22 protein-coding genes are annotated in these 20,581 nt (G+C 44.9%); 11 read left to right on the top strand and 11 right to left on the bottom strand.

From position 1 onward, the window contains the following. The first annotated feature begins 711 nt into the window (after window positions 1–711). Complete coding sequence (gene gltS, locus EX191_RS08905) at window positions 712–1,947, top strand: sodium/glutamate symporter (protein WP_006740921.1); 1,236 nt, start codon at window positions 712–714, stop codon at window positions 1,945–1,947. Window positions 1,948–2,048: 101 nt separating this feature from the next. Here the strand turns inward: gltS (EX191_RS08905) and EX191_RS08910 are convergent, their stop codons facing one another. From EX191_RS08910 to EX191_RS08920, 3 genes are read right to left on the bottom strand one after another with little or no spacing between them, the layout of a single operon-like run. After that, entirely contained in the window at window positions 2,049–2,879 is an 831-nt protein-coding gene (locus EX191_RS08910; RefSeq protein ID WP_114322669.1) for a hypothetical protein, read from the bottom strand. Further along, the gene (locus tag EX191_RS08915) at window positions 2,879–3,736 is read right to left on the bottom strand and encodes an ABC transporter ATP-binding protein (RefSeq protein ID WP_193447594.1); all 858 of its coding nucleotides are present in this window, start codon (window positions 3,734–3,736) and stop codon (window positions 2,879–2,881) included. Before EX191_RS08915 ends, EX191_RS08910 begins: the two co-directional genes overlap by 1 nt. Further along, window positions 3,733–4,104 (bottom strand): GntR family transcriptional regulator, encoded by a 372-nt coding sequence (locus EX191_RS08920; RefSeq protein WP_005392046.1) that lies wholly within the window; start codon window positions 4,102–4,104, stop codon window positions 3,733–3,735. The genes EX191_RS08915 and EX191_RS08920 overlap by 4 nt, the downstream gene beginning before the upstream one ends. A gap of 415 nt (window positions 4,105–4,519) precedes the next feature. On the opposite strand from EX191_RS08920, the gene gltS (EX191_RS08925) reads away from it, so the two are divergent. Together gltS (EX191_RS08925) and EX191_RS08930 are read left to right on the top strand one after the other, a co-directional pair. Beyond that, window positions 4,520–5,746, top strand: a complete 1,227-nt coding sequence (gltS, locus tag EX191_RS08925) for a sodium/glutamate symporter (RefSeq protein ID WP_006740924.1) — start codon at window positions 4,520–4,522, stop codon at window positions 5,744–5,746. 152 nt (window positions 5,747–5,898) lie between these two features. After that, the gene (locus EX191_RS08930) at window positions 5,899–6,765 is read left to right on the top strand and encodes a glycerol kinase (protein ID WP_139059720.1); all 867 of its coding nucleotides are present in this window, start codon (window positions 5,899–5,901) and stop codon (window positions 6,763–6,765) included. Window positions 6,766–6,856: 91 nt separating this feature from the next. Here EX191_RS08930 and nagB read toward each other — a convergent pair whose 3' ends face one another. Next, complete coding sequence (gene nagB, locus EX191_RS08935; protein ID WP_006740926.1) at window positions 6,857–7,657, bottom strand: glucosamine-6-phosphate deaminase; 801 nt, start codon at window positions 7,655–7,657, stop codon at window positions 6,857–6,859. A gap of 374 nt (window positions 7,658–8,031) precedes the next feature. Here nagB and EX191_RS08940 point away from each other — a divergent pair, with 374 nt between their 5' ends. Then, entirely contained in the window at window positions 8,032–8,283 is a 252-nt protein-coding gene (locus EX191_RS08940; RefSeq protein WP_005392042.1) for a DUF3081 domain-containing protein, read from the top strand. A 151-nt stretch (window positions 8,284–8,434) separates the two neighbouring features. On the opposite strand, the gene EX191_RS08945 is transcribed toward EX191_RS08940, so the two are convergent. Further along, entirely contained in the window at window positions 8,435–8,788 is a 354-nt protein-coding gene (locus EX191_RS08945) for a MaoP family protein (protein WP_005392041.1), read from the bottom strand. A gap of 148 nt (window positions 8,789–8,936) precedes the next feature. Between EX191_RS08945 and EX191_RS08950 the strand changes: the two genes are divergently transcribed. Continuing rightward, complete coding sequence (locus tag EX191_RS08950) at window positions 8,937–9,830, top strand: LysR family transcriptional regulator (RefSeq protein WP_046875618.1); 894 nt, start codon at window positions 8,937–8,939, stop codon at window positions 9,828–9,830. An 80-nt stretch (window positions 9,831–9,910) separates the two neighbouring features. Here EX191_RS08950 and EX191_RS08955 read toward each other — a convergent pair whose 3' ends face one another. The 3 genes from EX191_RS08955 to EX191_RS08965 form a co-directional block, all read right to left on the bottom strand. Further along, complete coding sequence (locus tag EX191_RS08955; RefSeq protein ID WP_167427136.1) at window positions 9,911–10,606, bottom strand: pirin family protein; 696 nt, start codon at window positions 10,604–10,606, stop codon at window positions 9,911–9,913. A gap of 9 nt (window positions 10,607–10,615) precedes the next feature. After that, window positions 10,616–11,059, bottom strand: a complete 444-nt coding sequence (locus EX191_RS08960) for a DoxX family protein (RefSeq protein ID WP_006740929.1) — start codon at window positions 11,057–11,059, stop codon at window positions 10,616–10,618. Window positions 11,060–11,384: 325 nt separating this feature from the next. After that, complete coding sequence (locus tag EX191_RS08965; protein WP_017633816.1) at window positions 11,385–11,588, bottom strand: hypothetical protein; 204 nt, start codon at window positions 11,586–11,588, stop codon at window positions 11,385–11,387. Between the two features lie 194 nt (window positions 11,589–11,782). Between EX191_RS08965 and EX191_RS08970 the strand changes: the two genes are divergently transcribed. The 3 genes from EX191_RS08970 to EX191_RS08980 all read left to right on the top strand — a co-directional run bounded on the left by EX191_RS08970 (window position 11,783) and on the right by EX191_RS08980 (window position 14,535). Then, window positions 11,783–13,150, top strand: a complete 1,368-nt coding sequence (locus EX191_RS08970) for an AlkA N-terminal domain-containing protein (RefSeq protein WP_193447595.1) — start codon at window positions 11,783–11,785, stop codon at window positions 13,148–13,150. Then, window positions 13,147–13,629: a methylated-DNA--[protein]-cysteine S-methyltransferase gene (locus EX191_RS08975; RefSeq protein WP_193447596.1), complete on the top strand. Its 483-nt coding sequence runs from the start codon at window positions 13,147–13,149 to the stop codon at window positions 13,627–13,629. Before EX191_RS08970 ends, EX191_RS08975 begins: the two co-directional genes overlap by 4 nt. Window positions 13,630–13,716: 87 nt before the next feature. Next, window positions 13,717–14,535, top strand: coding sequence for a hypothetical protein (locus EX191_RS08980; protein WP_193447597.1), 819 nt, complete (start codon window positions 13,717–13,719; stop codon window positions 14,533–14,535). Between the two features lie 79 nt (window positions 14,536–14,614). Here the strand turns inward: EX191_RS08980 and EX191_RS08985 are convergent, their stop codons facing one another. Further along, window positions 14,615–15,223: a DUF6198 family protein gene (locus tag EX191_RS08985; RefSeq protein ID WP_193447598.1), complete on the bottom strand. Its 609-nt coding sequence runs from the start codon at window positions 15,221–15,223 to the stop codon at window positions 14,615–14,617. 201 nt (window positions 15,224–15,424) lie between these two features. On the opposite strand from EX191_RS08985, the gene EX191_RS08990 reads away from it, so the two are divergent. Then, window positions 15,425–15,820, top strand: coding sequence for a GFA family protein (locus tag EX191_RS08990; RefSeq protein WP_006740934.1), 396 nt, complete (start codon window positions 15,425–15,427; stop codon window positions 15,818–15,820). Between the two features lie 37 nt (window positions 15,821–15,857). Here EX191_RS08990 and nhaD read toward each other — a convergent pair whose 3' ends face one another. Then, window positions 15,858–17,288 (bottom strand): sodium:proton antiporter NhaD, encoded by a 1,431-nt coding sequence (nhaD, locus tag EX191_RS08995; protein ID WP_005392020.1) that lies wholly within the window; start codon window positions 17,286–17,288, stop codon window positions 15,858–15,860. A gap of 420 nt (window positions 17,289–17,708) precedes the next feature. Beyond that, a complete protein-coding gene (locus EX191_RS09000; protein ID WP_193447599.1) occupies window positions 17,709–18,734 on the bottom strand; it encodes an acyltransferase in 1,026 nt (341 codons plus the stop codon). A gap of 252 nt (window positions 18,735–18,986) precedes the next feature. Between EX191_RS09000 and EX191_RS09005 the strand changes: the two genes are divergently transcribed. After that, entirely contained in the window at window positions 18,987–19,577 is a 591-nt protein-coding gene (locus EX191_RS09005; RefSeq protein WP_005392013.1) for a TetR/AcrR family transcriptional regulator, read from the top strand. A gap of 129 nt (window positions 19,578–19,706) precedes the next feature. Continuing rightward, window positions 19,707–20,564: an alpha/beta hydrolase gene (locus EX191_RS09010; RefSeq protein ID WP_193447600.1), complete on the top strand. Its 858-nt coding sequence runs from the start codon at window positions 19,707–19,709 to the stop codon at window positions 20,562–20,564. The last annotated feature ends 17 nt before the right edge of the window (window positions 20,565–20,581 follow it).

The raw sequence follows: 20,581 nt of genomic DNA on the forward strand, positions 1-20,581 counted from the left end.
AAGCCTATCAAAACACGTTTTACTCAGGAGACGATAGGTAAGTGATTGGCTTTTAAGGTTTATTTTTTGGTGAGGCCAAGTTGAATTGGCTTTGCTCTTTTGTCTGTAAAAATGCTATTCAGCAGTTAATCATTATGGAATGAAACCATGGGATTGGTGAATATCACTGAATTGAAGAAAATTATCAGCAATATGTTATAATCCGGCTCCGTTGTGACGAAAACGTTTGTTGCAGCTTGAGAGTTTCCTTGGATTCGGCTCGTTTACACACCATGAGCCAGAGTTAAAAAACTACGACAGGAACAAGCAAACCCAATTGTTTTGAACGCGATCTCGGCGTTTAGAGGTTACAACGGGAAGGAACTTTGTTTGATAGTAATTGACACATTCTGTTTAAGTAAGGGAGCCCAATGTGGTTCAGAAAGTGTCACCCAGAATTTACTCACAACACTATACCCCAAGCAGTCACGCACAGGTATTGCGAGGGGGCATTTGAAGGAGCTATATCGGCTCCTTTCACATTTAAGGGCTTGCTAACAGCGGAAAACTGACACATCGCTAAAGGAGCGTCCCTTAAACTAGCCTAAGGCGCATCTACACCAACTTTTGAGTATTTTCGAAACAGTAAAGCGAGAACATTTGCTATTGAATGAAGGTTAAATTAACACTCGATCATTACGGAGGATGAAGAGAACAATAATAAGAGGCGATATGAATCATTTAATATCTGTAGGTGCACTGGAGTCCTTCTTGGTCGCAATCAGTGTGCTTTTCCTGGGGCATTTTATTAATGCTAAGCTACCGATTTTAAAGAAGTTCAACATACCTGAGCCGATTGTAGGTGGCCTTATTGTGGCCTGCATGATTACTGCTCTTCATTTCAACGGCATCGACTTGGAGTTCGATTTGCCGTTACAAAATACGTTTATGTTAATGTTTTTTGCGACGGTTGGTTTGGCCGCAAATTACACTCAGTTGATGAAAGGAGGTGCGAAGGTTTTTATCTTCTTAGCTGTCGCATCGTTTTACATCATCATACAAAACGGCGTTGGCGTTTCACTCGCGGCGGCGCTCGGTTTAGATCCTTTGATGGGGTTAATTGCTGGCTCGATTACTCTGTCTGGTGGCCATGGTACAGGTGCTGCGTGGTCACAAACCTTCCAAGACGTGTATGGATTGGATAACGTTTTGGAAATTGCGATGGCATCAGCCACTTTTGGTTTGATCATCGGCGGTATCATTGGTAGCCCAGTGGCACAGCGCCTCGTAGAAAAAAACAGCATTGAATCGGAGTATGGTCGTGGTGGTCGGGATGCCAAAACTCACGAAAAATTCCCTGAGTTGGTGACCTACAACGAATACGAAGAAGATAAAGTAACGGCGAAAAAAGTGGTGGAGAAACTCTTCTTCCTACTGATCTGTGTTACGGGGGCGAAGTATGTTGAGCAATGGGTTAGCACGTATGAAATCTCATGGTTGATGATTCCAGACTTTGTATATGCGCTGTTCATTGGTGTGATCATCACGAACTTCTTAGAGGTGACCAAGCTTCGTAAGTTAGACGCAGAAACCGTCGATATGCTCGGTACCGTTTCTTTGTCATTGTTCTTGGCGATGGCATTAATGAGCTTGAAGTTATGGAATATCTTTGACTTAGCGATTCCATTCTTGGTCATTTTGGCTGTGCAGTCTGTGGTCTTAGCTATCTTCACTTACTACGTCACGTTCAAAGTGATGGGACGCAATTACGACGCTGCGGTTATTGCGGGTGGTCACTGTGGTTTTGGCTTGGGGGCAACCCCAACAGCCGTGATGAACATGGGCTCTATCGTTAACCGATTTGGCCCGTCGCCGCAGGCATTTATGGTGGTGCCAATTGTGGGGGCTTTCTTTATCGACATCGTTAACTTAATCATTTTACAAGGTTACATTTCATTCCTTGGTTAAATTTAAGTTCATGATCTCCTGAGGTCGAAATAAAAACGGTCACAACACAGGTTGTGACCGTTTTTTTATGGCTCGATTTTGGCCGTTTATCGAACGACGGATTATTGAATGGTTCGGCTGAACTTGAGACTAGCTGTCCAACCAAGAACGCCGACGAAAGCGTAAATGCCAACGTTTAACCAACCCGCTTGAGGAATTGCATTAAATGGGCTTGGTGCAACAATGGCGTGCAGTGGAAGGTAAAGCACTTCGGAGAAGAACTGATCTAGGCCGTAATAGCCAAATAGTGCGATTGGCATCCAGCGCAGCGCATAAATGGCGATAAACAAAATGACCAGTGGTGAGTTCACTTTCTGAGAAATAGCCATTGCGGTTAATGCCAGCGGTAACAGTAGAATACCGGCGAACAACATTCTGATTAAAAACTCTCCCCAATGCAGCAGCACGTAACCTAACGAGGCTTGGCGGTACAATAAAGCCAATTGGTGATCGGTAGAGATGTTCAGCAACCACAACATCAAATCTGCTGCGAGCACAAGCGCCGAGCAAACGAGCGGAATCACCAATAAGCCAAACCCTAGCTTCACTAAGTGAGTTTTTATGTCGCTGACCGGCATACTACGCCAAAACATAATACTGCCCTCCGCGCGTTCTTTGCGCAGTGTTCTCGGGAAGTATTGAACGGCTAATAAGATAGACAGCAGTCCCGCCCCGCCGGTGATCAACATGTTTACATCGTCACCAAGCTCTTTGTGAATGTCACTGACATCGCCACCAAAGCTCATTTGGAAAAACATATTGTGTTGTAGAGTGTCGTTGCTCATTAAACTGACAAAGAGAATAAGTCCACATGCCAACACAAACAGTGGAATACGTAAAACAAGAGGGTTTTCCAACCACTCTTTTTGCAACATCGCGACAACTGAACGCATTACGCTGCCTCCTTCTGCAATGCTAAAAATAGATCCGCTAACTTCACTCCATGGATGGCCCCCATTGTTTCTGCTTGTTGGGCATACTGGGCAGCGAGTAACCATTTCGTTGAACCGAGCCCTTTTTGTGACGAGAGTGGGTTCATCGCTTCAATTTGTGTGCGGTATTCGTCGTTGGCCTCAAGGATAAAGTAGTCTTCACTGATACTGTCCATCGAGGTTTGTAGTACAGGGCGGCCATGCTTGAGAATCAGCACATCAGTCAGTAAGTGCTCAATCTCTGATACTTCATGACTGGCGATGATCAACACGCGCTCGCCGTCGTGAAACCATTCCAATAAGTGACGATAAAACGTATCACGATACACGAGATCTAACCCGAGTGTCGGTTCATCCAATATGAGGATTTGGGTGTTAGTCGTGATTACAATCGCGAGGTGCAATTGCACCTTCATCCCTTTGGATAAAGATTTGATGCGCGCACGAGGTTTGATGTCCGTTTGACGAAGCAGCGTATCTGCTTGAGCGCGATTGAACCCTGGATGCACGCCTTCGGTATAGTTAAGCAGTTGAGCGACAGTCATCCAATCTGGCAGAACGTTCACATCCGAGATATAGGATAAGCTCCGCATTATTTTGTCGCGTTGCATAATGGGTTCAAATCCGTTGATACGAACAGTGCCTTGATATTCATGTGCGCCGAGTAGGGCATTAATAAGCGTTGATTTACCTGCGCCATTATGGCCGAGTAAGCCAAGTACTTGTCCTGCATGTAGGTCGAAACTCACTTCATGCAGTGCTTCTCCTTGTTGCTGATATTGCTTGGAGACGTTGTTTACACTGACTAATGCGCTCATTGGTCACCTTTCAAGTGTGGTTTTAGTTGTTGAATGAATTCGTCGAGTGACATATCCAGACGCTGTATTGTGTCGGCTATCTGAGGAATTTGTTGTTGAAGAAAACGTGCCTTCTCGTCTGCGAGCAATTTTAGTTTTGCCCCTGAAGCGACAAACATACCTTGACCGCGCTTTTTCTCCACTAACCCCTCATCAACAAGCAATTGATAGCCTTTCATGACGGTGAGGTGGTTAATTTTCATATCCGCAGAGATGCTACGAACGGAGGGCAGAGCATCGCCTTCTTGCCAGATACCTTGCAGTATTTGTTGAGTGATCTGGTCAGCCAACTGTCGAAAAATCGGTTGGCGATCATGCCAATTGGTCATGAGTGAATCTCTTGGCTGAAATGGTGTTATATATAGGTATAACACCTAGTGTGCCGGAGAGAAAGTAATAATTTAAAATTAAGCGTATGTTCCAGCCTTCGCTTTCCCTAAATATCTACCTATGTGATAGCTATTTTGAAGACTTTATTGTGAACATAAATTAGACACTTCTCATAAGTTGAGAAGTGTTATTTTTCTAATCCAATCAAGGTATTTACCACCAGCTTGGTATTGGTATTCTCATATAATGATAATCAGTGGGATTTTGGGTGCATCCATTTCTTACTTGATGAGAATTTGTGGCAAATACACCCTAGAAAACAAAAGGTTCGAGAGGCAATCTGATTGACTTAGGCACCTATCTCACGTTGAGCGCTTGCTCAATGAATGAGAAAGAGGAGAGTAAAGAGGTCTCATGAATCAGGTAATATCTATCGGCCCACAAGAGTCGTTTCTCGTCGCAATTTGCGTGTTATTTTTAGGGCAGTTCATTAACACCAAATTACCAACCTTAAAGAAATTCAATATCCCAGAGCCAATTGTTGGTGGTCTAGTCGTGGCTTGCGTGATCACGACGATGCACTTAAATGGTGTGGATGTATCATTTGATTTGCCACTGCAAAACACCTTTATGCTGATGTTTTTTGCGACGGTTGGCTTAGCCGCGAATTACACCCAACTTATTAAAGGCGGTGCGAAGGTTTTCATCTTCCTTGTTGTGGCATCGGTCTACATTCTTATCCAAAATGCGGTCGGCGTATCCTTAGCTACCGCATTGGGGTTAGATCCACTCATGGGGTTGATCGCCGGCTCTATTACGCTTTCTGGCGGACATGGAACTGGTGCGGCGTGGTCGCAAACTTTTCAAGAAATGTATGGTTTGCACAATGTCCTAGAAGTGGCGATGGCTTCTGCTACGTTTGGCTTGGTCATGGGCGGGATTATTGGCAGCCCTGTCGCGCAAAAGTTACTCAACAAGCACAACTTAGAATCGGAATACGGACGCACCAACCAAAGCCATCAGAGTTTCCCTGAATTGGTGACCTATAACGAACATGAAGAAGATCGTGTCACGGCGAAAAGAGTTGTAGAAAGCTTATCCATTATTTTGCTTTGCGTGACAGGCGCGAGCTATCTGGAGAGTTGGGTGAGCAGTTTTGGCATCAAGTGGTTGATGATCCCAGATTTTGTTTATGCGCTGTTTATTGGTGTTGTCATCACCAATATCATGGAAGTGACCAAGGTGCGCAAGGTTGATTTAGAAACCGTTGATATTCTTGGTACGGTTTCGCTATCGCTGTTCCTTGCCATGGCTCTGATGAGCTTGAAATTGTGGAATATCTTTGATCTTGCGATCCCATTCCTTATTATTCTTGCTATTCAGTCTGCCGTACTAGCGGTGTTCACTTATTACGTAACATTCCGCATGATGGGCAGTAATTACGATGCCGCGGTGATCGCCAGTGGACATTGTGGTTTCGGTTTAGGTGCCACACCGACTGCGGTCATGAATATGGGCTCTATCGTGAGTCGTTATGGTCCATCACCACAAGCATTTATGGTAGTACCAATTGTCGGTGCATTCTTCATCGACATTGTGAACTTAGTGATTTTGCAAGGCTGCATTGCTTTTATTAAATAGCCCCCGCTTCTTTCAACTTAACAAAGCCAGTCCCTTGAGATTGGCTTTGTTATTTGTAACACGAAATCTAGTTTCTCTGACTTCAAGCCGTGAAATCAATACGTTACTATGATGACATAGTGTTCAGTTCTACAGCAGCATGAGGTACCCACATGTCTGAAAAAATATCGACGTCGGCATTAGCGAAAATGCGCAAGGTTGAAGCCAAGCTGTTGTTTGCCGATCTCAAACGTGCTGGCTACATTGTTCGTCAAGACGAAAAATGGATTCTGACGGAAGAAGGCGCCAAGTTTGGCGGCGAATATGTGGATCACCCTAAATTTGGCCAGTTCATCGTCTGGCCGACCAATTTACATATTGAGCTGACTTCCAGCTCAGGGAAAACATTAAGCGCCACGCAGCTGGGTGAAAAGCTGAAACTGAATGCGAAGCGCATGAACCAACTGTTGAGTGAGTTGGGGTGGATCGCCAAATCTGAAGAAGGTTGGAGTGTCACTGAAGCTGGTATACGCGCTGGTGGCCAGCAAAGAACCGATAAAGAGACACAAAATACCTTTGTCGTATGGCACGATGTGGTGCTGCGTAATAAGCGTCTTAAGCAGTCTGTCATTGAATTTTTAGGGCAAGATGCCGAGTCACACTCCACGGATAAATCGTACTCAAGCTTTCGCCAAAAGTTTGAAGCCAAACACCGAACATTAGATGGGCATTACGTGCGCTCTAAGGGGGAGTTGCTCATCGACAACTGGCTGTACTTGGCTGGTGTGGTGCACGCTTATGAACGTCAGCTGCCGATTGACCAAGATGTCACCAGTGACTTTTATTTGCCAGGTGGTAAAGTCTATTTGCAGTTTTGGGGAAGTGATACTGGGGAGATGGCTGAGGCTGACCGTGAGACCATTCGTACTGTGTATGAGCAGCATCATTTTAACCTTATCGAAGTCGAACCGAGTGAACTAGACAAGTTAGATGAAGTGCTGCCTAAGCGTCTTCGTCAGTTTGGTATTAAAGCTTATTAACGACTTAAGCCCGCTGTTCAGATAAGAAAAAACCCGTGATCAATCACGGGTTTCGTATTTTTAGCGTGCATCTAGGCTGTCATCCTATGGATTAAAAACCTTTGATGTTTTCCGCTTCTAGCTCCGAGAAGTACTTCACTGTCTTCACTTTCAGTTCTTGTTGAGCTGGCTCGTCACATACGATCACTGCTTTAGGGTGAAGTTGAAGTGCAGAAACCGTCCATAGGTGGTTTACACAACCTTCTACTGCTGCTTCAAGTGCTTGAGCTTTGTTATGACCTGTTACCAGAATCATCACTTCTTCTGCGTCTAGCAGTGTACCCACACCGATAGTCAGTGCGTATTTAGGCACTTGGTTGATATCGCCGTCAAAGAAGCGAGAGTTCGCAATGCGAGTGTCTTCAGTCAGTGTCTTGATGCGAGTACGAGAAGACAGAGATGACGCTGGCTCGTTGAACGCGATGTGACCGTCGTTACCCACGCCGCCCATGAACAGGTTGATCTTACCGTAAGACTTAATTTTGTCTTCGTAACGCTTACATTCTGCGTCGTGATCGTCAGTGTTACCATTCAGTAGGTTGATGTTTTCTTCTTGGATATCAATGTGATTAAAGAAGTTGTTGTACATGAACGAGCGGTAAGACTCTGGGTGATCCGCAGGGATGCCAATGTACTCATCCATGTTGAAAGTCACGACGTTTTTGAAGCTCACTTCGCCGGCTTGGTAAAGCTCGATTAAGGCTTTGTAGGTTGCTAGAGGAGTGCCACCAGTTGGTAGACCCAGAACGAATGGACGCTCAGCAGTAGGTTTAAAGTCGTTGATACGCTTAGCGATATGCGCAGCTGCCCACTTACCTACTTGTGCTGCTCGAGTTAACGGGATAAGTCTCATTTTGTGCCCCTAGTTATTGGAATTTACGATGTACCGAAACATTAATTCGCATTATAAAATAAGTAATGACGAACTGCTATTGTTTTAGGTCAAAATTTTGCTTTTTCTTTAACCAGTGTTGATTTTATCGACTGTTTTTATATCTAAATGCTTTTATAAGCCGATTTTTTACAAAGAAATTGCATTATGAAACTGACGAATTGATAGATAAAATTTATGATCTAAATTAAGTTCTGTCTTCGCACTTAACCTTGTTTTTTAACAACCTACAGAGTGTGAAACCGCACACGAACTTCAAATATTATGGGATGGACATGGCACGACGCTCATTCCTTAACCATAATTGAAATGTGTAAACCAGTGAGGAATTCGGTATGAAAAATGAGTTAGATCCGAGCAAAGTACTACAGGCTTACGAATGTGTGATGAACAACGGTACACCAACCGAATTTGGCAAAATGTATGAAGGTGTAGAAGCGTTTTCCGATTACGACGGGTACAACGTTTTCTTACGAGGGAATGGTGTTGAGCTAAAGGTTGGCTTCCACAATACCTATCAATTGGAGTACGACCAAGAGCACTTGAAAGAGAGCTTTTTGAAAAAGATCGCGATGCTTGCCAAGTAGACTAGCACTAAATACTAAAAAAGCCCTTGGGAGAACGCGCCCTTGGGCTTTAGGAGAAGAAATGAGCTTGTTTTGCTCGCTCAGTCAAACCAAACGAGCTTTCGCCTATTACCTACTGCTAGAAAAAGGCGAGAATTAGTTTATTTGGTTATTAATCGTCTTCGACCAAACTCTCTTCAATGTAATCTTCTGTCGCGTCAGGCTTATTACGACCATTTAGCGTGTGGAAGCGCTTGCGACCACGAGCAAGTTGGGTGTACTTTAGCCACGTACGCTCAAGTTTTGTTTTTGCTTTGCCTGGGTTTTCTAGCACCTTGATGAAGTGTTTCTCTTCGCTATTTTCAGGTGTTAATTCGCCTGACTCTAAGCCAAGCATAGTATCCCCATAAATTGTTAGGATTTCCTCTTCCGAGAGAGTAAAATCGCCAGACTTTGCAAAGCCGCGTGGGAATTTTACGTTGTCGTAAAAACGTTTTTTGCCATGACGGAATTCAGTGTCAGACATGTCAACAGCCTCTGTAACCGTTATTGATGAATGTAGTGAACTACGGCGAAAATTAGGCGTAAAGCTAACAAAAGAAAAACAAAACTTTTTTGTCGTCATGATTTTAATTAGTTGTTAATCTGGTTTTATATTAACCAGGAGATGGTTTATGGATGTAAAAGTCTTTCGAACATTTTTAGAGCTGGCAAGGGTTCGTCACTTCGGACGCGCCGCTGAGAATCTTTATATTACCCAAGCTGCAGTGAGCGCACGTATCAAACAATTGGAAAGTTACTTCGATACGCAATTGTTTATTCGTGATCGAAATAACATAAAGTTGACCTCTGCAGGTGAGCGCTTAATCAGTTATGCAGAGGTGATGGTCACCACATTGCAACAAGCGAAGCTAGAGTTATCGCTTGAAGATGGTAAAGCGCTGCAATTAACGTTAGGTGGTACGCCAAATATTTGGGACGCCTACTTGCAGAACTGTTTAAGTGTCGTCACGGATTCATTTGGAGGCTATGGCTTCATGGCTGAAGTGATGGGGCGGGAAATGCTCAGTCGCAGCTTGCTAGAGCGCACGTTAGATATGGCATTTGCGTTCGACCAAATCAAAGCTGATGAGCTTAACTGCAAAAAAGTGGCTGATGTTGTTCTCGTTCTGGTATCGACTGAGAAAGACTCTTTAGACACCGTTTTTGAAAACAAATACGTGTATGTGGATTGGGGAACGCGCTTCTCATCAGAACATTCTGAACGTCACCCTAAGATCCCGGCTCCGTATCTACGCACCTCAACAGCGCGTATAGCATTGGACTTTATTTTGGAGAAGGGCGGTGCCGCTTACTTACCCATCTCTCTGGTAGAGCCATTTATCGCCAATGGGCAGCTTCACAAGGTGTCTGGCGTAGAAGATTGGTGTCGCCCTATCTATTTGAGCTATCGTAAAGCTAGCTCGTCTGTAGACGCGATTAAGCAAGTGGAAGAAATTGTTAAAGAGATTGATCCACTGACAGCTTACAGTTTTCAGCAAATTGGTTCCGGTATTTCCGACGAATAGCGTTGAGTGAAGACTCAGAGAAATTAAAAAGCCGCCTTGGAAGATCCAGGCGGCTTTTTTTTATCTCGATGAATCGATAGTTATGGCAAGTCAAATAGCAGGGCGGTTGTGCTCTCGTTTGATGTATTGCGTAAAACAACCTTACTTTGCTGTTCGATCTTCGCGCCGTCGCCTGCTGTCAAGGTGGTATTGTCGATGCTAAGGCTCCCCGTTACTTGGTGAACGAATAAGTTTCTACCCGATTCTATTTCAAAGTTAAGTTCGCTATTTGGTTCAAGAATTAACTGATGTAATGTGGCATCTTGCTTAATAAGTAGCGTACCGTTTTCTCCTGTTGGAGTCGCGATAGTTGTTAATCCAGGCGTGCGACCAAAATCTTTTTGCTGATAACCTGGTTTGGTTCCAAATGTATTTGGCTGAATCCAAATTTGTAGAAAGCGCAGCGTGTCGCGGTTCGACGCATTGTACTCACTGTGGTAAATCCCTTTCCCTGCCGACATGAGTTGGAATTCCCCAGCAGGTAATGTTTTCACGTTACCTTCGCTGTCTTTGTGCGCGATAACACCATCCAGCACATAGCTGATGATCTCCATATCACGATGGCCATGTGTATCAAAACCTGCGCCAGGTTGGACTACATCGTCATTGATGACTCTCAATTCAGAAAAGCCCATATGTTGAGGATCGTAATAGCTACCGAAAGAAAACGTATGTTTGCTATCAAGCCAACCAAAGTTTGCTCGACCTCGGTCTGCTGCAAGTCTTACCGTAATCATAAGGCCTCCCTAAGAGAGCTTTTTGTTCAAGAAGTTATCTAATGCTGCTTTACCTGCGCCAGAGAACGCCAGTGAAACACTTGCTGCAAGTAAAGCTAAGCCAAACTCATAACCGTTGTTTGCCATGAACAAACCGTTTTCAAAGTGGACGGAGAATATCGCTACCACCATCGTGAACGCTAAAGCAACGGCGGCTGGGCGAGTTAGTAGGCCAAGCAAGATGAACAAGCCGCCAAAGAACTCTGCGCTGCCAGCAAGGAATGCCATTAGCACGCCAGGACCTAAACCGATGGATGCCATCCACTGACCTGTACCTTCTAACCCATAGCCACCAAACCAACCAAACAGTTTTTGTGCGCCGTGCGCCATAAAGATAATGCCGATTGGAATGCGAAGTGATAGTGCGCTGTAACCTGCGTTTGAAGTGGTGATTTTCTGTAATAGTGCTTTCATGATTCTGTCCTCTGACTCTTTTCAATGAGTGGGAAGCGTGTGCTCCCGTGCTGTTGAGAACAGTTTAGGTGGCGGTGAGAATAAAAATAACGGGAGTATTTTGATAAACTCGTTCTAAAAAATTGAATAACGGTTTTTTGTTATTTTTAATCAGTTTCTTGAGTGTTTTTTATGAGTTTTTTATGCCAGTTTTGTCGTGTTTTAAATCAGGTTCCATCATTATTTTCGATAAACATTTTTGCTGTTAAACAAAAAAAGAGCACAGGTTGCTGTGCTCTATTGCTTTCGCTATTAACAAGGGAGAAAGGTGTGTTAAAGAAAACCGTCAGAGGTTCATTAAGCTCTCTAGTGACTCCTCTACATTGTTGTAGTGATAGGTTCGAATATTACGCCCATCCGTGGCATTAATTTGAATTTCTGAGATCTCGTTATCTGAGTCTCGTTCGATAATTCCAATTGAATGATCTACGGATTTACTGGTAATAACCTTTTGGTTTCTTAGTACAATTACGCAAGTGTGTAAGTCCATGCCAATTCCCTTTAGCCGACGTTGTTGTGATGTTCTGAATCTAACTTTAGTGTACAAAAGCGCTAATGCCAATAAATCTCAATATTGAGTTCCGAAAATGGCTAATTGTAGACGCTTAAGCAAGCTACAATAACATTATATTGAACGATGCCTATGAACAATAAATGACAAAAGGCATGAGCAAGGAAAGCACTATGTTTATTCACCCCCATACCTCACTGACTTTCGAGCAGTGTCATAAGGCGCGAGTCGCGCGAGACAGCCGCTTTGATGGGCGATTTTATGTGGCTGTGAAAACAACGGGGATCTTTTGTCGCCCAATTTGTCCGGCTAATTTACCTAAAGAAGAAAACGTAGAGTACTTCACCGATAAAGCGCAAGCTCTCCAAGCGGGGTACCGTCCATGTTTGCGTTGTCGACCTGATAGCGCGCCGGGTTCTTGGGCATGGAAAGGCGTAGAAACGACCTTTCAACGAGCGATTTCGTTAATTGATCGAGGGGAGTTGCATCACCACTCGGTGTCTGGGCTAGCAGAGCGTGTTGGGATTTCGGATCGCTACTTACGTATGTTGTTTGAGCAGTATCTAGGCATGTCACCCAAGCAGTATGCGCAATATCAACAATTAATGTTCGCCAAACAGTTACTTCATTCCAGTTCTATGTCGGTCACCGAAGTAGGCTTCGCCGCCGGTTTTAATAGTACACGCCGCTTTAACGATGCTTTCCAAAAGTTTCTCAAATTGACGCCTTCTCAAGTCCGTCGCAAAGAGTTTGACGGTATGGGTAGCAATCGAATTGCCTTGCCTTATCGAGGTGAATTGAATTGGCAGCACATGCTGAACTTCTACCGTTTACGAGCGATTGAGGGAGTTGAGCTGGTGAGTGATGAGAGTTATCAGCGCAACGTTTGTCTGGATACCAGTAAAGCATGGTTTAAAGCGACCAAAGGTGAAGGGTACCTAGAGCTAGCGTTTGAAATTGAAGACGTAACGAAGCTGCAAAACTTGGTGTCTGACATTCGTCGTATGTTCGATCTTGACGCTGATATTTGTACTGTTGAGCAGCATTTGGAGTATGTCGCGCCTGGGCTCGTGTCGAGTAAAGGTATTCGTATTCCTGGTGTATGGAATGCATGGGAAGCAGGGGTTAGAGCGATTTTAGGCCAGCAAGTGTCGGTTAAAGCCGCGGTTGGTCAACTTAACTTATTGGTGACCACACTTAGTGGAGAGTCAGAAAAACGCTTTTTCCCGACACCAGATGCGATAGCGAATACCGACGTGAGCTTTTTGCGCATGCCGCAAAGCCGTAAAGAGACGCTAGTGCGCTTCGCCCAGTTCATGCAGGACAACTCAGAAGCCGCCCCCCAGCAGTGGCTAGCCTTGAAAGGCATTGGACCTTGGACAGTTAGTTATGCTCAACTGCGAGGGCAATCTCAACCCGATTGCTTTTTAGATAAAGACTTAGTGGTGAAAAAGGCGATGCAGCGTTACCCATCACTGAATACGCACACTGCGGCCCCTTGGGGAAGCTACGCGACGTTTCACTTATGGAATCAATCATGAAAACATTTTATACCGAAATGCCGAGCCTATTAGGAACGGTGACCATCCAATCTAACACTGAGGGCTTGCTTGGCATTTGGTTTGAAACATGCACCACTAAGCCGAGTGAACTGGGAGCGCGAGACGATCAACACCCAGTTTTGCGCCAAGCTGTTACCCAGTTGAATGAATACTTTTCTGGCCTACGTAATGAATTTGAGCTGCCTTTGGCGGCTACAGGCACGGATTTTCAAAATCAAGTGTGGCAGGCACTAACGACCATTCCATACGGCGAGACGTGGAGCTATCAAGATCTCGCCAACGCGATTGGCAACCCTAAAGCTGTGCGCGCTGTTGGGTTGGCAAACGGCAAAAATCCTATTTCTATCGTGGTGCCTTGTCATCGCGTTATTGGCAAAAGCGGTAAATTGACAGGGTATGCTGGTGGAGTAGAGCGCAAGCAACGTTTACTTGCGTTGGAGCAAGGTACACCGCTTTAAGTGAGGCGATTCAAGCGTGCTACACAGGGGAAACGATAGTGTAGAGTTTCATATTCGTTATACGAATAGAAAAAGGATAATAAGGACATGCCTTTCAAAACGGATTTTGATGCATTCATGAGTGAGTGTTGGCAGCATCACGAAACACAGCCCGAACAAACTTATGCTCAATTGGAAACGGCTCTGAGTGAGGTGGAAAACGTTAACCACATCGAGCGAATATTCGCATTGATGCTGCACACCGCGATTGGGCACCTCCAGCGTCCAGAACCGTTTCTTGCTTGTTTAGAGCGCTTTGATGAACGCAAGGTTGCCGAGAGTTCGGCATTGCAACGCAATATTGCCGTTGCGCGCTACTTCGTAGATGGCACTGTCAATATGGAATTATTGGAAGAGCAAGACCAACGACGAGTTTACGCTTTGATTTCGAATGAACTTTCTGCGCTTGCTCAGCTTGAACTGGCGAGCCAATGGCTGGCGAAAGCCGCGCTAGGTATGACACCACAAGATGCTGAAGGGCCGCTAGCGCGCTCTATCGCAATCACAGCAAACAACTTGGCGTGCCAGTATGAAGCGCTGGCTGAGCGCACGGATGTGGAAAAATCGAGGATGCTAGAAGCGGCGAAGCTCGCGTTGGATTACTGGAAAGTGGCGGGTGGTTGGATGCAAGAAGAACGTGCTGAGTATCGCTTAGCGATGAGTTTACTCAAAGCGGGTGAAGCCGGACAAGCCAAGCAGCATGCCGAGCGCTGCGAAGCCATTTGTCAGCAAAATGGTGGTGACGCGTTTGAGCTGTTCCATGCGCATGATTTGCTGATGCAAGTGCACTTCCATCTTAGCCAGAAATATAAAGCTCGAGTGGATGTGGGGATGCAGCAATACTGCACAACGAGTTCGTTGACATGATCTCAACGTTGAATAAAAAAGCCCCGAGCGAATGGCTCGGGGCTCATATTTTGTAAGTTCACTCATTACACGATGTTGACTATGCTATTTGCGCTTTTGCCTGGTATCGTCCTGGTTTATGGTTCATCGCCAAAATCAAGTTTGTCGCCACGGCACCTAGGATGGATAGAGCGATAAGGTGCACATCCACAATGAACAGCGACATCACTACGATGGCACAATCGAGCGCCATCTGAACTTTACCAGCTCGAATCCCAAAACGTTCCTGAAGGTACAACGCTAGAATGTTAAAACCGCCTAAACTCATCTTGTGACGGAAAATCACCAACATACCTATCCCAATTAACCCACCACCTAGAAGTGCTGCATAGAAAGGTTCGATTCGCGAAATTTCAATCACATGGTGCAGATGATCGACCGCAAAAGAAACAATCGAGACCGCAATGAAGGTATTAATGGTGAAGCGCCATCCCATGCGCATTACAGACAAAATATAAAAAGGGAGGTTGAGAGCGAAAAATATCTGACCAAAGCTGAAGTCACTCACTTTGGTAAGGAAGATCGCCAAACCAGCCGTACCTCCGGTGAGCAATCCTACTTTGCTGAAAAATATTACCCCAAGCGACACTAACGCACTGCCGAGCGTCAGAGCCAAGAGGTTCTCTCTTAGGCTATGATCTTTATCCATAAAATTTTTTCCTTGGTTTAAAAACCGCGCCGGAGACAACACGTCCATCCAACGAGATAAACAGTTGCCAAAATAGCAACTAACAAATCGGCCAATAAAATGTCGCGAAAAGTGATGAATGTCGAGTTTTTGGACAAGATTGTGCTGATGCTAGCCTGTTTAACATAATGTACACAGGTAGAAAAACAACAAGGAAAAGTTATGATTAAGAAAGTCGGCACTACCCAAATCAACGCATTACATCGACTGAGTTGTCACTGCGGAAAAGTTGAGCTGGAACTTGCATTACCTAATGGTATTGAGAAGCCGAGACGATGTGATTGCTCCATGTGTCGACGTCGCGGCGCGATTGTGGCATCTGTGCCTCTGAATGGTATTCGTATCGTGCAAGGCGAAGACGTTTTGAAGCTGTATCAATTTAACACTCGCACAGCGAAGCACTTTTTCTGTGGCGAATGTGGTATTTATACGCACCATCAGCGTCGCTCTGACCCGAGTGAGTACGGCTATAATGTCGGCTGTTTAGAGGGCGTCAACCCATATGAATTGGGAACTATCGAAGTGATGGATGGCGTTAACCATCCATCCGACCGTTAGGTTATATCGCAAGTTAAGCGCCTGACGCGCGGTGCTTTTAGGTAAATAAACCGCTATTCATCCACAAATGCACTGCAATACTGGCGGCATAACCCAAGGCGATGACGGGAGCCCATTTTAGGTGGCCAAAGAAGGTATATTGACCACGCGCGGCTCCCATTAATGCGACACCTGCCGCAGAGCCAATTGAAAGCAAGCTGCCCCCCACACCCGCAGTCAATGTGACAAGTAACCAGTTCCCCATCGACATGCTTGGTTCCATAGTCAGTACAGCAAACATAACCGGAATGTTATCGACGATGGCAGATAGAACACCAACCATCACGTTGGCCCAGACAGGGTTCCATTGGTTGTACATGACGTTTGAAACCAGTTCGAGATAGCCAAGTAAGCTCAAACCGCCGACACACATCACTACGCCGTAGAAGAACAGCAAGGTATCCCATTCTGCTCGAGATACACGGTGGAACACGTCAAACGGCACGACTGAACCTAAGCGTTTTAATGCGTGATCGTCGCCATTGGCAATTGCCATGGCTGCTTTTTTTGCCAAGGAGTGTTTGAGTGTTTGGCGTAAGAAATAACCGAAAAATTGTAAGTAAGCCAAGCCCATCATCATGCCCATAACGGGTGGGAAGTGCAGCAAAGCGTGGAAAGAGACTGCGGTGGCAATCGTCAGAATGAATAGTGCGACAATACGTCTCGCGCCGCGTTTCAGTTCTACGTGTTGGTGAATCGTATTCGGTTTGGTGTTTGGAACAAAGAGTGACATCAAAAATGCAGGAACCAAGTAGTTCACCAGTGACGGGACGAATAACGGGATGAATTCAGCAAAGCTGACATGCCCGGCTTGCCACACCATCAGGGTCGTAATGTCACCAAATGGGCTGAATGCACCGCCAGCGTTGGCAGCGATAACAATGTTGATACAGGCAAGATTCACGAATCTAGGATTATCACCAGAGACTTTCATCACCACAGCGCACATCAAGAGGGCTGTGGTTAAGTTATCGGCAATCGGTGAAATAATAAAGGCGAGAAACCCCGTCAGCCAAAACAGCTTTTTGAAGCCAAAGCCTTTGCCGACCATCCACGCCTGTAAGGCATCGAAGAGTTTGCGCTCTTCCATAGCATTGATGTAAGTCATCGCTACTAACAAAAACAGCAGCAGTTCCGCGTATTCCAACAAGTTGTGCTCTAGTGCGGATTTGGCGATTTCTGGCTGGTTGTGTTGAGCAAAAGTGTAGCCAATTAGAATCCAAATTAACCCTGCAGCGAGCAGCACAGGCTTGGATTTTCTCATTTTCAGATACTCTTCCAACATAACCAGTATGTAAGCAATCGAAAAGATAATGAGAGCCGCGTAACCGACACCAGAATTAACAAGGTTCAGTTCATTGGTGGGGGCAGCAAAGGTGGCGCTAGAGAACAACAAACAGCAGAAAGCTACAATTGGATAGATTGGCATAGACATTTCTCCTTTGTCTGGTTGGAGAAATATTAGCCACAAATTAATGAGTTAGTTGTGAGAGAGCTCGAATTAACAGTAGGAGTTAGGAAATGATAGTGTGCGCCACTATTTTCTGAGTGACGCAATGCTTGCTGCGCCAAATAAAACCACAGCGGCATACAAACCGTAAGTTAACCAATGGCTAATCTCTAAAAAAGGAACGAGTCCTTGACCTGCCCACATACAGCCTCCGTTTAATGAGCAATGTTGTAATAGTCGAGCCAATTTAAAGGAAATGAACAATGTTTTTTGTGAGTGACGGCAAATTCTGAAGGATTAGAAAGTCAAAAATTGGTCAGTGAGAGAAAAATCTCATTTTTAACTGGTTAGCTCTAACCCTTTTGAGTTAGAGCTAGCTATATCGAGCGCTGAATGGATTTAGCGCAGCAGCCATTTTCTCAACGGTGAAGCCTCAATTGCTTTCACAAGCAGTATGGTTGCGACAATCGTTGCAGGATAAATAAACACATCTTTCTCAAGGTGTTGCAACCCGATAAATCCAGCGACATTCATCATAATAATTATCACAAGAAGATGGCTAACATAAATGCCTAACACGCTAGGAGATAGTTTGAATACCCAAGGCATATCGCCAAAATGTGGGTGGACTAACAGCCACATGACGACACCCACGGCCCAGATAACAGTACCAAACAGGAAGTCGTGAGAATTAAAAGCGACCTCGTGTTGCATTAGCCAATAAGCTTCACCAAAGTGCAGCGCCATACCAAGAAGAATGCATCGAATCGTATTGTTTCGCGACCATCGCCACTGTTCTTCTCGTGCTAGATAACCCAGTGTTACCAGCAACGTACTGAAAAACGGCCCATTACGAGTAAAGAAAGGCGCTGGCAGGTCGGTAATGGTCGAATAACTGCCAGCAAACACGCCGTATATGTATAGCAATACGGCGGTTGGCAGTACCAATTGAGCCATATTGATATGCACGAGGAAGGCAATTAAGGCAACGGCAATGACCAGAGCTGGAATAAACCACAGGTGAACGAGCCCGCCTTCGACGAGTGAATTGAACGGGGTCGACATTAAGTAGCCCCAGTAGCCCTGCCTTTCGGCGAGATACCCCGCCTCAGCGACAGTTTGCCACTGGAATGGCATCAATAAACTGATCACGCTCCAAATGAGCCAAACCTTCATCAGTGGTTTGGCGTAGTTTTTTAGTGTTTCGATAGGTGCGCGGCTTAACTTGGGCTGGATAAGATAACCAGAAATGAGAAAAAACAGTGGCACAGCAAAACGAGCCAATTGGTTGAGTATATAGCCAACCCACGGTATTCCATCCCATTGCCAGTATGTCAGGGCCATCTGGCAGTGCAATCCTATAATTGCAAACATCGCAATAATACGCGCAAACTCTAAGCTGGCTATTTTTTGTTTCTTTGCCATTACATTACTTACCTAAATAAAAAAAACTTAGGTGAAAGTAGCAGGTTGTGGCTGAATTAATGCGTGAAAAAGTCAACAGACTCGCGCTTACACTGAAGCTGTGTTTAAATTTAAGACTTACTTCAAACTTCTTAATTATTAACCCATTAACCAACTCAATACGTGATTAGCGAGTCGAAAATGACACTAATGTATGGTTAGACCAGTTAACTCTAGATTGCAAAAAAGAACGATCGTGCTAAAAATAAGATTATGCAAAAAGGAAAAGTGACAAAAGAGTTTATTCTGCAACGGGCTTTTGAGATCGCCAGCGAAGACGGATTAGAAAGTCTTACGATTGGTGAGTTAGCCAAGCAATGCGGTATGTCGAAAAGTGGTCTGTTTGCTCACTTCAATTCGAAGTTGAATTTACAACTATCGGTATTGGAGCACGCCAATAAAGTGTTCGCTGCTCGGGTTATTGAGCCTGTTCGTGAAGCAGGGGATGGCAATATCGAACGTAAAATTCGAGGGTTGCTCGACTCTTGGATGACTTGGAACCACGCATTTCAAGGAAGTTGTATGTTTCTAGACGCTTGGAATGACACGGCAGATAAAGATTGCCCACTTCAGGCCGGACTGCGTAAATCCATAGACACTTGGCTGAGCTATTTGGAGATCCAAATAACGAAAGGCAAAGAGAAGCAAGAATTTGCAGCAGACTTAGATACACGCCAAGCAACGTTTGATTTATACGGTCTTTATTTGAGTGCGCATGTTTTTTACTCAATTAAAGGTGAGGAAGAAAGCTTGCGCCTGTTTTGGCAAGGGATCGACAACTTATTTTCTCGCTGGAAAGGCTGATACCAGTTATTCGCTTTCCAGATTTGTAGACATAAAATCATAAAGAGCGGCTGAGTTCGCTCTTTCTTATCAGCATAAAAAGCACGACCGTTCTATTTTTGTGCTTAGCTGATAGTTAAGGACATAATCATGAGTGAAAAAATTTACTTTAATACATCGCAACGTTTCAGTATTAAGCGCAGTTTGGTGAACATCAGTACGCGTTTACACCATACGCTGGCCCCTTCCCATGCAAAGAATACCGCGCGTAAGTTGCTCCTGACACCTGCTCGCACAGCACCTAAAAACACCGAACCTCAAGGACTTACCAAGGGTGAAATTAAAGGGCATGCAGGCATTATCAAAACCTACACTTTGGGCTCTGGACCTATTTGGGTGTTAACTCATGGTTGGTCTGGCACCGCAAGTCAGTTTTATCCGTTGATGGAACATATTGCGTCGAAAGGGTTCACCGCTTTGGCATACGATCATCCAGCACATGGTGAGAGTGAAGGGCAGTATGGGCACATTCCGGGTTTTGTCAAAGGGTTAGAAGATGTGTTAGATACGGTAGACGATATTGTTGGTCTAGTTGGGCGCAGCATGGGCACCGCTTCTGCTCTTGAGTGCAGACATAGCAAATTAGAAAACAAGCCTTTACTGCTTATTGCACCGGTATTGAATTACGTAGAGAACCTATTCGGTAGCATTGCGCGTTCAGGTTATTCGATGAAGCTTTTTAATGCTGTGGTTTCAGAAGTTGAAGATCAATTTGGTTACCCATTACAGTCAATTGATCCGCTAAAGCGTTTGGCTGAGCGCTCGTCTCCAGCCATCATTGTTCATGATGAGCAGGATAAGTTCACTAAGTACAGTATTTCTGCACAAGCCGCTGAAGAGATTGAAAATGTTGAGTTAGTGAAAACGCAAGGTCAAGGTCATGGCCGAGTGATGAAGTGTGCACAAGTCTTCAGTAGTTTTGACCGTTTACTCGATCGTTCTTGGTAATCTTCATTCTTACTAAT

This window comes from Vibrio chemaguriensis (assembly GCF_012275705.1).
Taxonomy (GTDB): domain Bacteria; phylum Pseudomonadota; class Gammaproteobacteria; order Enterobacterales; family Vibrionaceae; genus Vibrio; species Vibrio diabolicus.

Bases quoted from the DNA above. Each gene is read 5' to 3' on its own strand.
- gltS (WP_006740921.1), top strand. From the start codon at position 712: ATGAATCATTTAATATCTGTAGGTGCACTGGAGTCCTTCTTGGTCGCA.
- EX191_RS08910 (WP_114322669.1), bottom strand. From the start codon at position 2,879: ATGCGTTCAGTTGTCGCGATGTTGCAAAAAGAGTGGTTGGAAAACCCT.
- EX191_RS08915 (WP_193447594.1), bottom strand. From the start codon at position 3,736: ATGAGCGCATTAGTCAGTGTAAACAACGTCTCCAAGCAATATCAGCAA.
- EX191_RS08920 (WP_005392046.1), bottom strand. From the start codon at position 4,104: ATGACCAATTGGCATGATCGCCAACCGATTTTTCGACAGTTGGCTGAC.
- gltS (WP_006740924.1), top strand. From the start codon at position 4,520: ATGAATCAGGTAATATCTATCGGCCCACAAGAGTCGTTTCTCGTCGCA.
- EX191_RS08930 (WP_139059720.1), top strand. From the start codon at position 5,899: ATGTCTGAAAAAATATCGACGTCGGCATTAGCGAAAATGCGCAAGGTT.
- nagB (WP_006740926.1), bottom strand. From the start codon at position 7,657: ATGAGACTTATCCCGTTAACTCGAGCAGCACAAGTAGGTAAGTGGGCA.
- EX191_RS08940 (WP_005392042.1), top strand. From the start codon at position 8,032: ATGAAAAATGAGTTAGATCCGAGCAAAGTACTACAGGCTTACGAATGT.
- EX191_RS08945 (WP_005392041.1), bottom strand. From the start codon at position 8,788: ATGTCTGACACTGAATTCCGTCATGGCAAAAAACGTTTTTACGACAAC.
- EX191_RS08950 (WP_046875618.1), top strand. From the start codon at position 8,937: ATGGATGTAAAAGTCTTTCGAACATTTTTAGAGCTGGCAAGGGTTCGT.
- EX191_RS08955 (WP_167427136.1), bottom strand. From the start codon at position 10,606: ATGATTACGGTAAGACTTGCAGCAGACCGAGGTCGAGCAAACTTTGGT.
- EX191_RS08960 (WP_006740929.1), bottom strand. From the start codon at position 11,059: ATGAAAGCACTATTACAGAAAATCACCACTTCAAACGCAGGTTACAGC.
- EX191_RS08965 (WP_017633816.1), bottom strand. From the start codon at position 11,588: ATGGACTTACACACTTGCGTAATTGTACTAAGAAACCAAAAGGTTATT.
- EX191_RS08970 (WP_193447595.1), top strand. From the start codon at position 11,783: ATGTTTATTCACCCCCATACCTCACTGACTTTCGAGCAGTGTCATAAG.
- EX191_RS08975 (WP_193447596.1), top strand. From the start codon at position 13,147: ATGAAAACATTTTATACCGAAATGCCGAGCCTATTAGGAACGGTGACC.
- EX191_RS08980 (WP_193447597.1), top strand. From the start codon at position 13,717: ATGCCTTTCAAAACGGATTTTGATGCATTCATGAGTGAGTGTTGGCAG.
- EX191_RS08985 (WP_193447598.1), bottom strand. From the start codon at position 15,223: ATGGATAAAGATCATAGCCTAAGAGAGAACCTCTTGGCTCTGACGCTC.
- EX191_RS08990 (WP_006740934.1), top strand. From the start codon at position 15,425: ATGATTAAGAAAGTCGGCACTACCCAAATCAACGCATTACATCGACTG.
- nhaD (WP_005392020.1), bottom strand. From the start codon at position 17,288: ATGCCAATCTATCCAATTGTAGCTTTCTGCTGTTTGTTGTTCTCTAGC.
- EX191_RS09000 (WP_193447599.1), bottom strand. From the start codon at position 18,734: ATGGCAAAGAAACAAAAAATAGCCAGCTTAGAGTTTGCGCGTATTATT.
- EX191_RS09005 (WP_005392013.1), top strand. From the start codon at position 18,987: ATGCAAAAAGGAAAAGTGACAAAAGAGTTTATTCTGCAACGGGCTTTT.
- EX191_RS09010 (WP_193447600.1), top strand. From the start codon at position 19,707: ATGAGTGAAAAAATTTACTTTAATACATCGCAACGTTTCAGTATTAAG.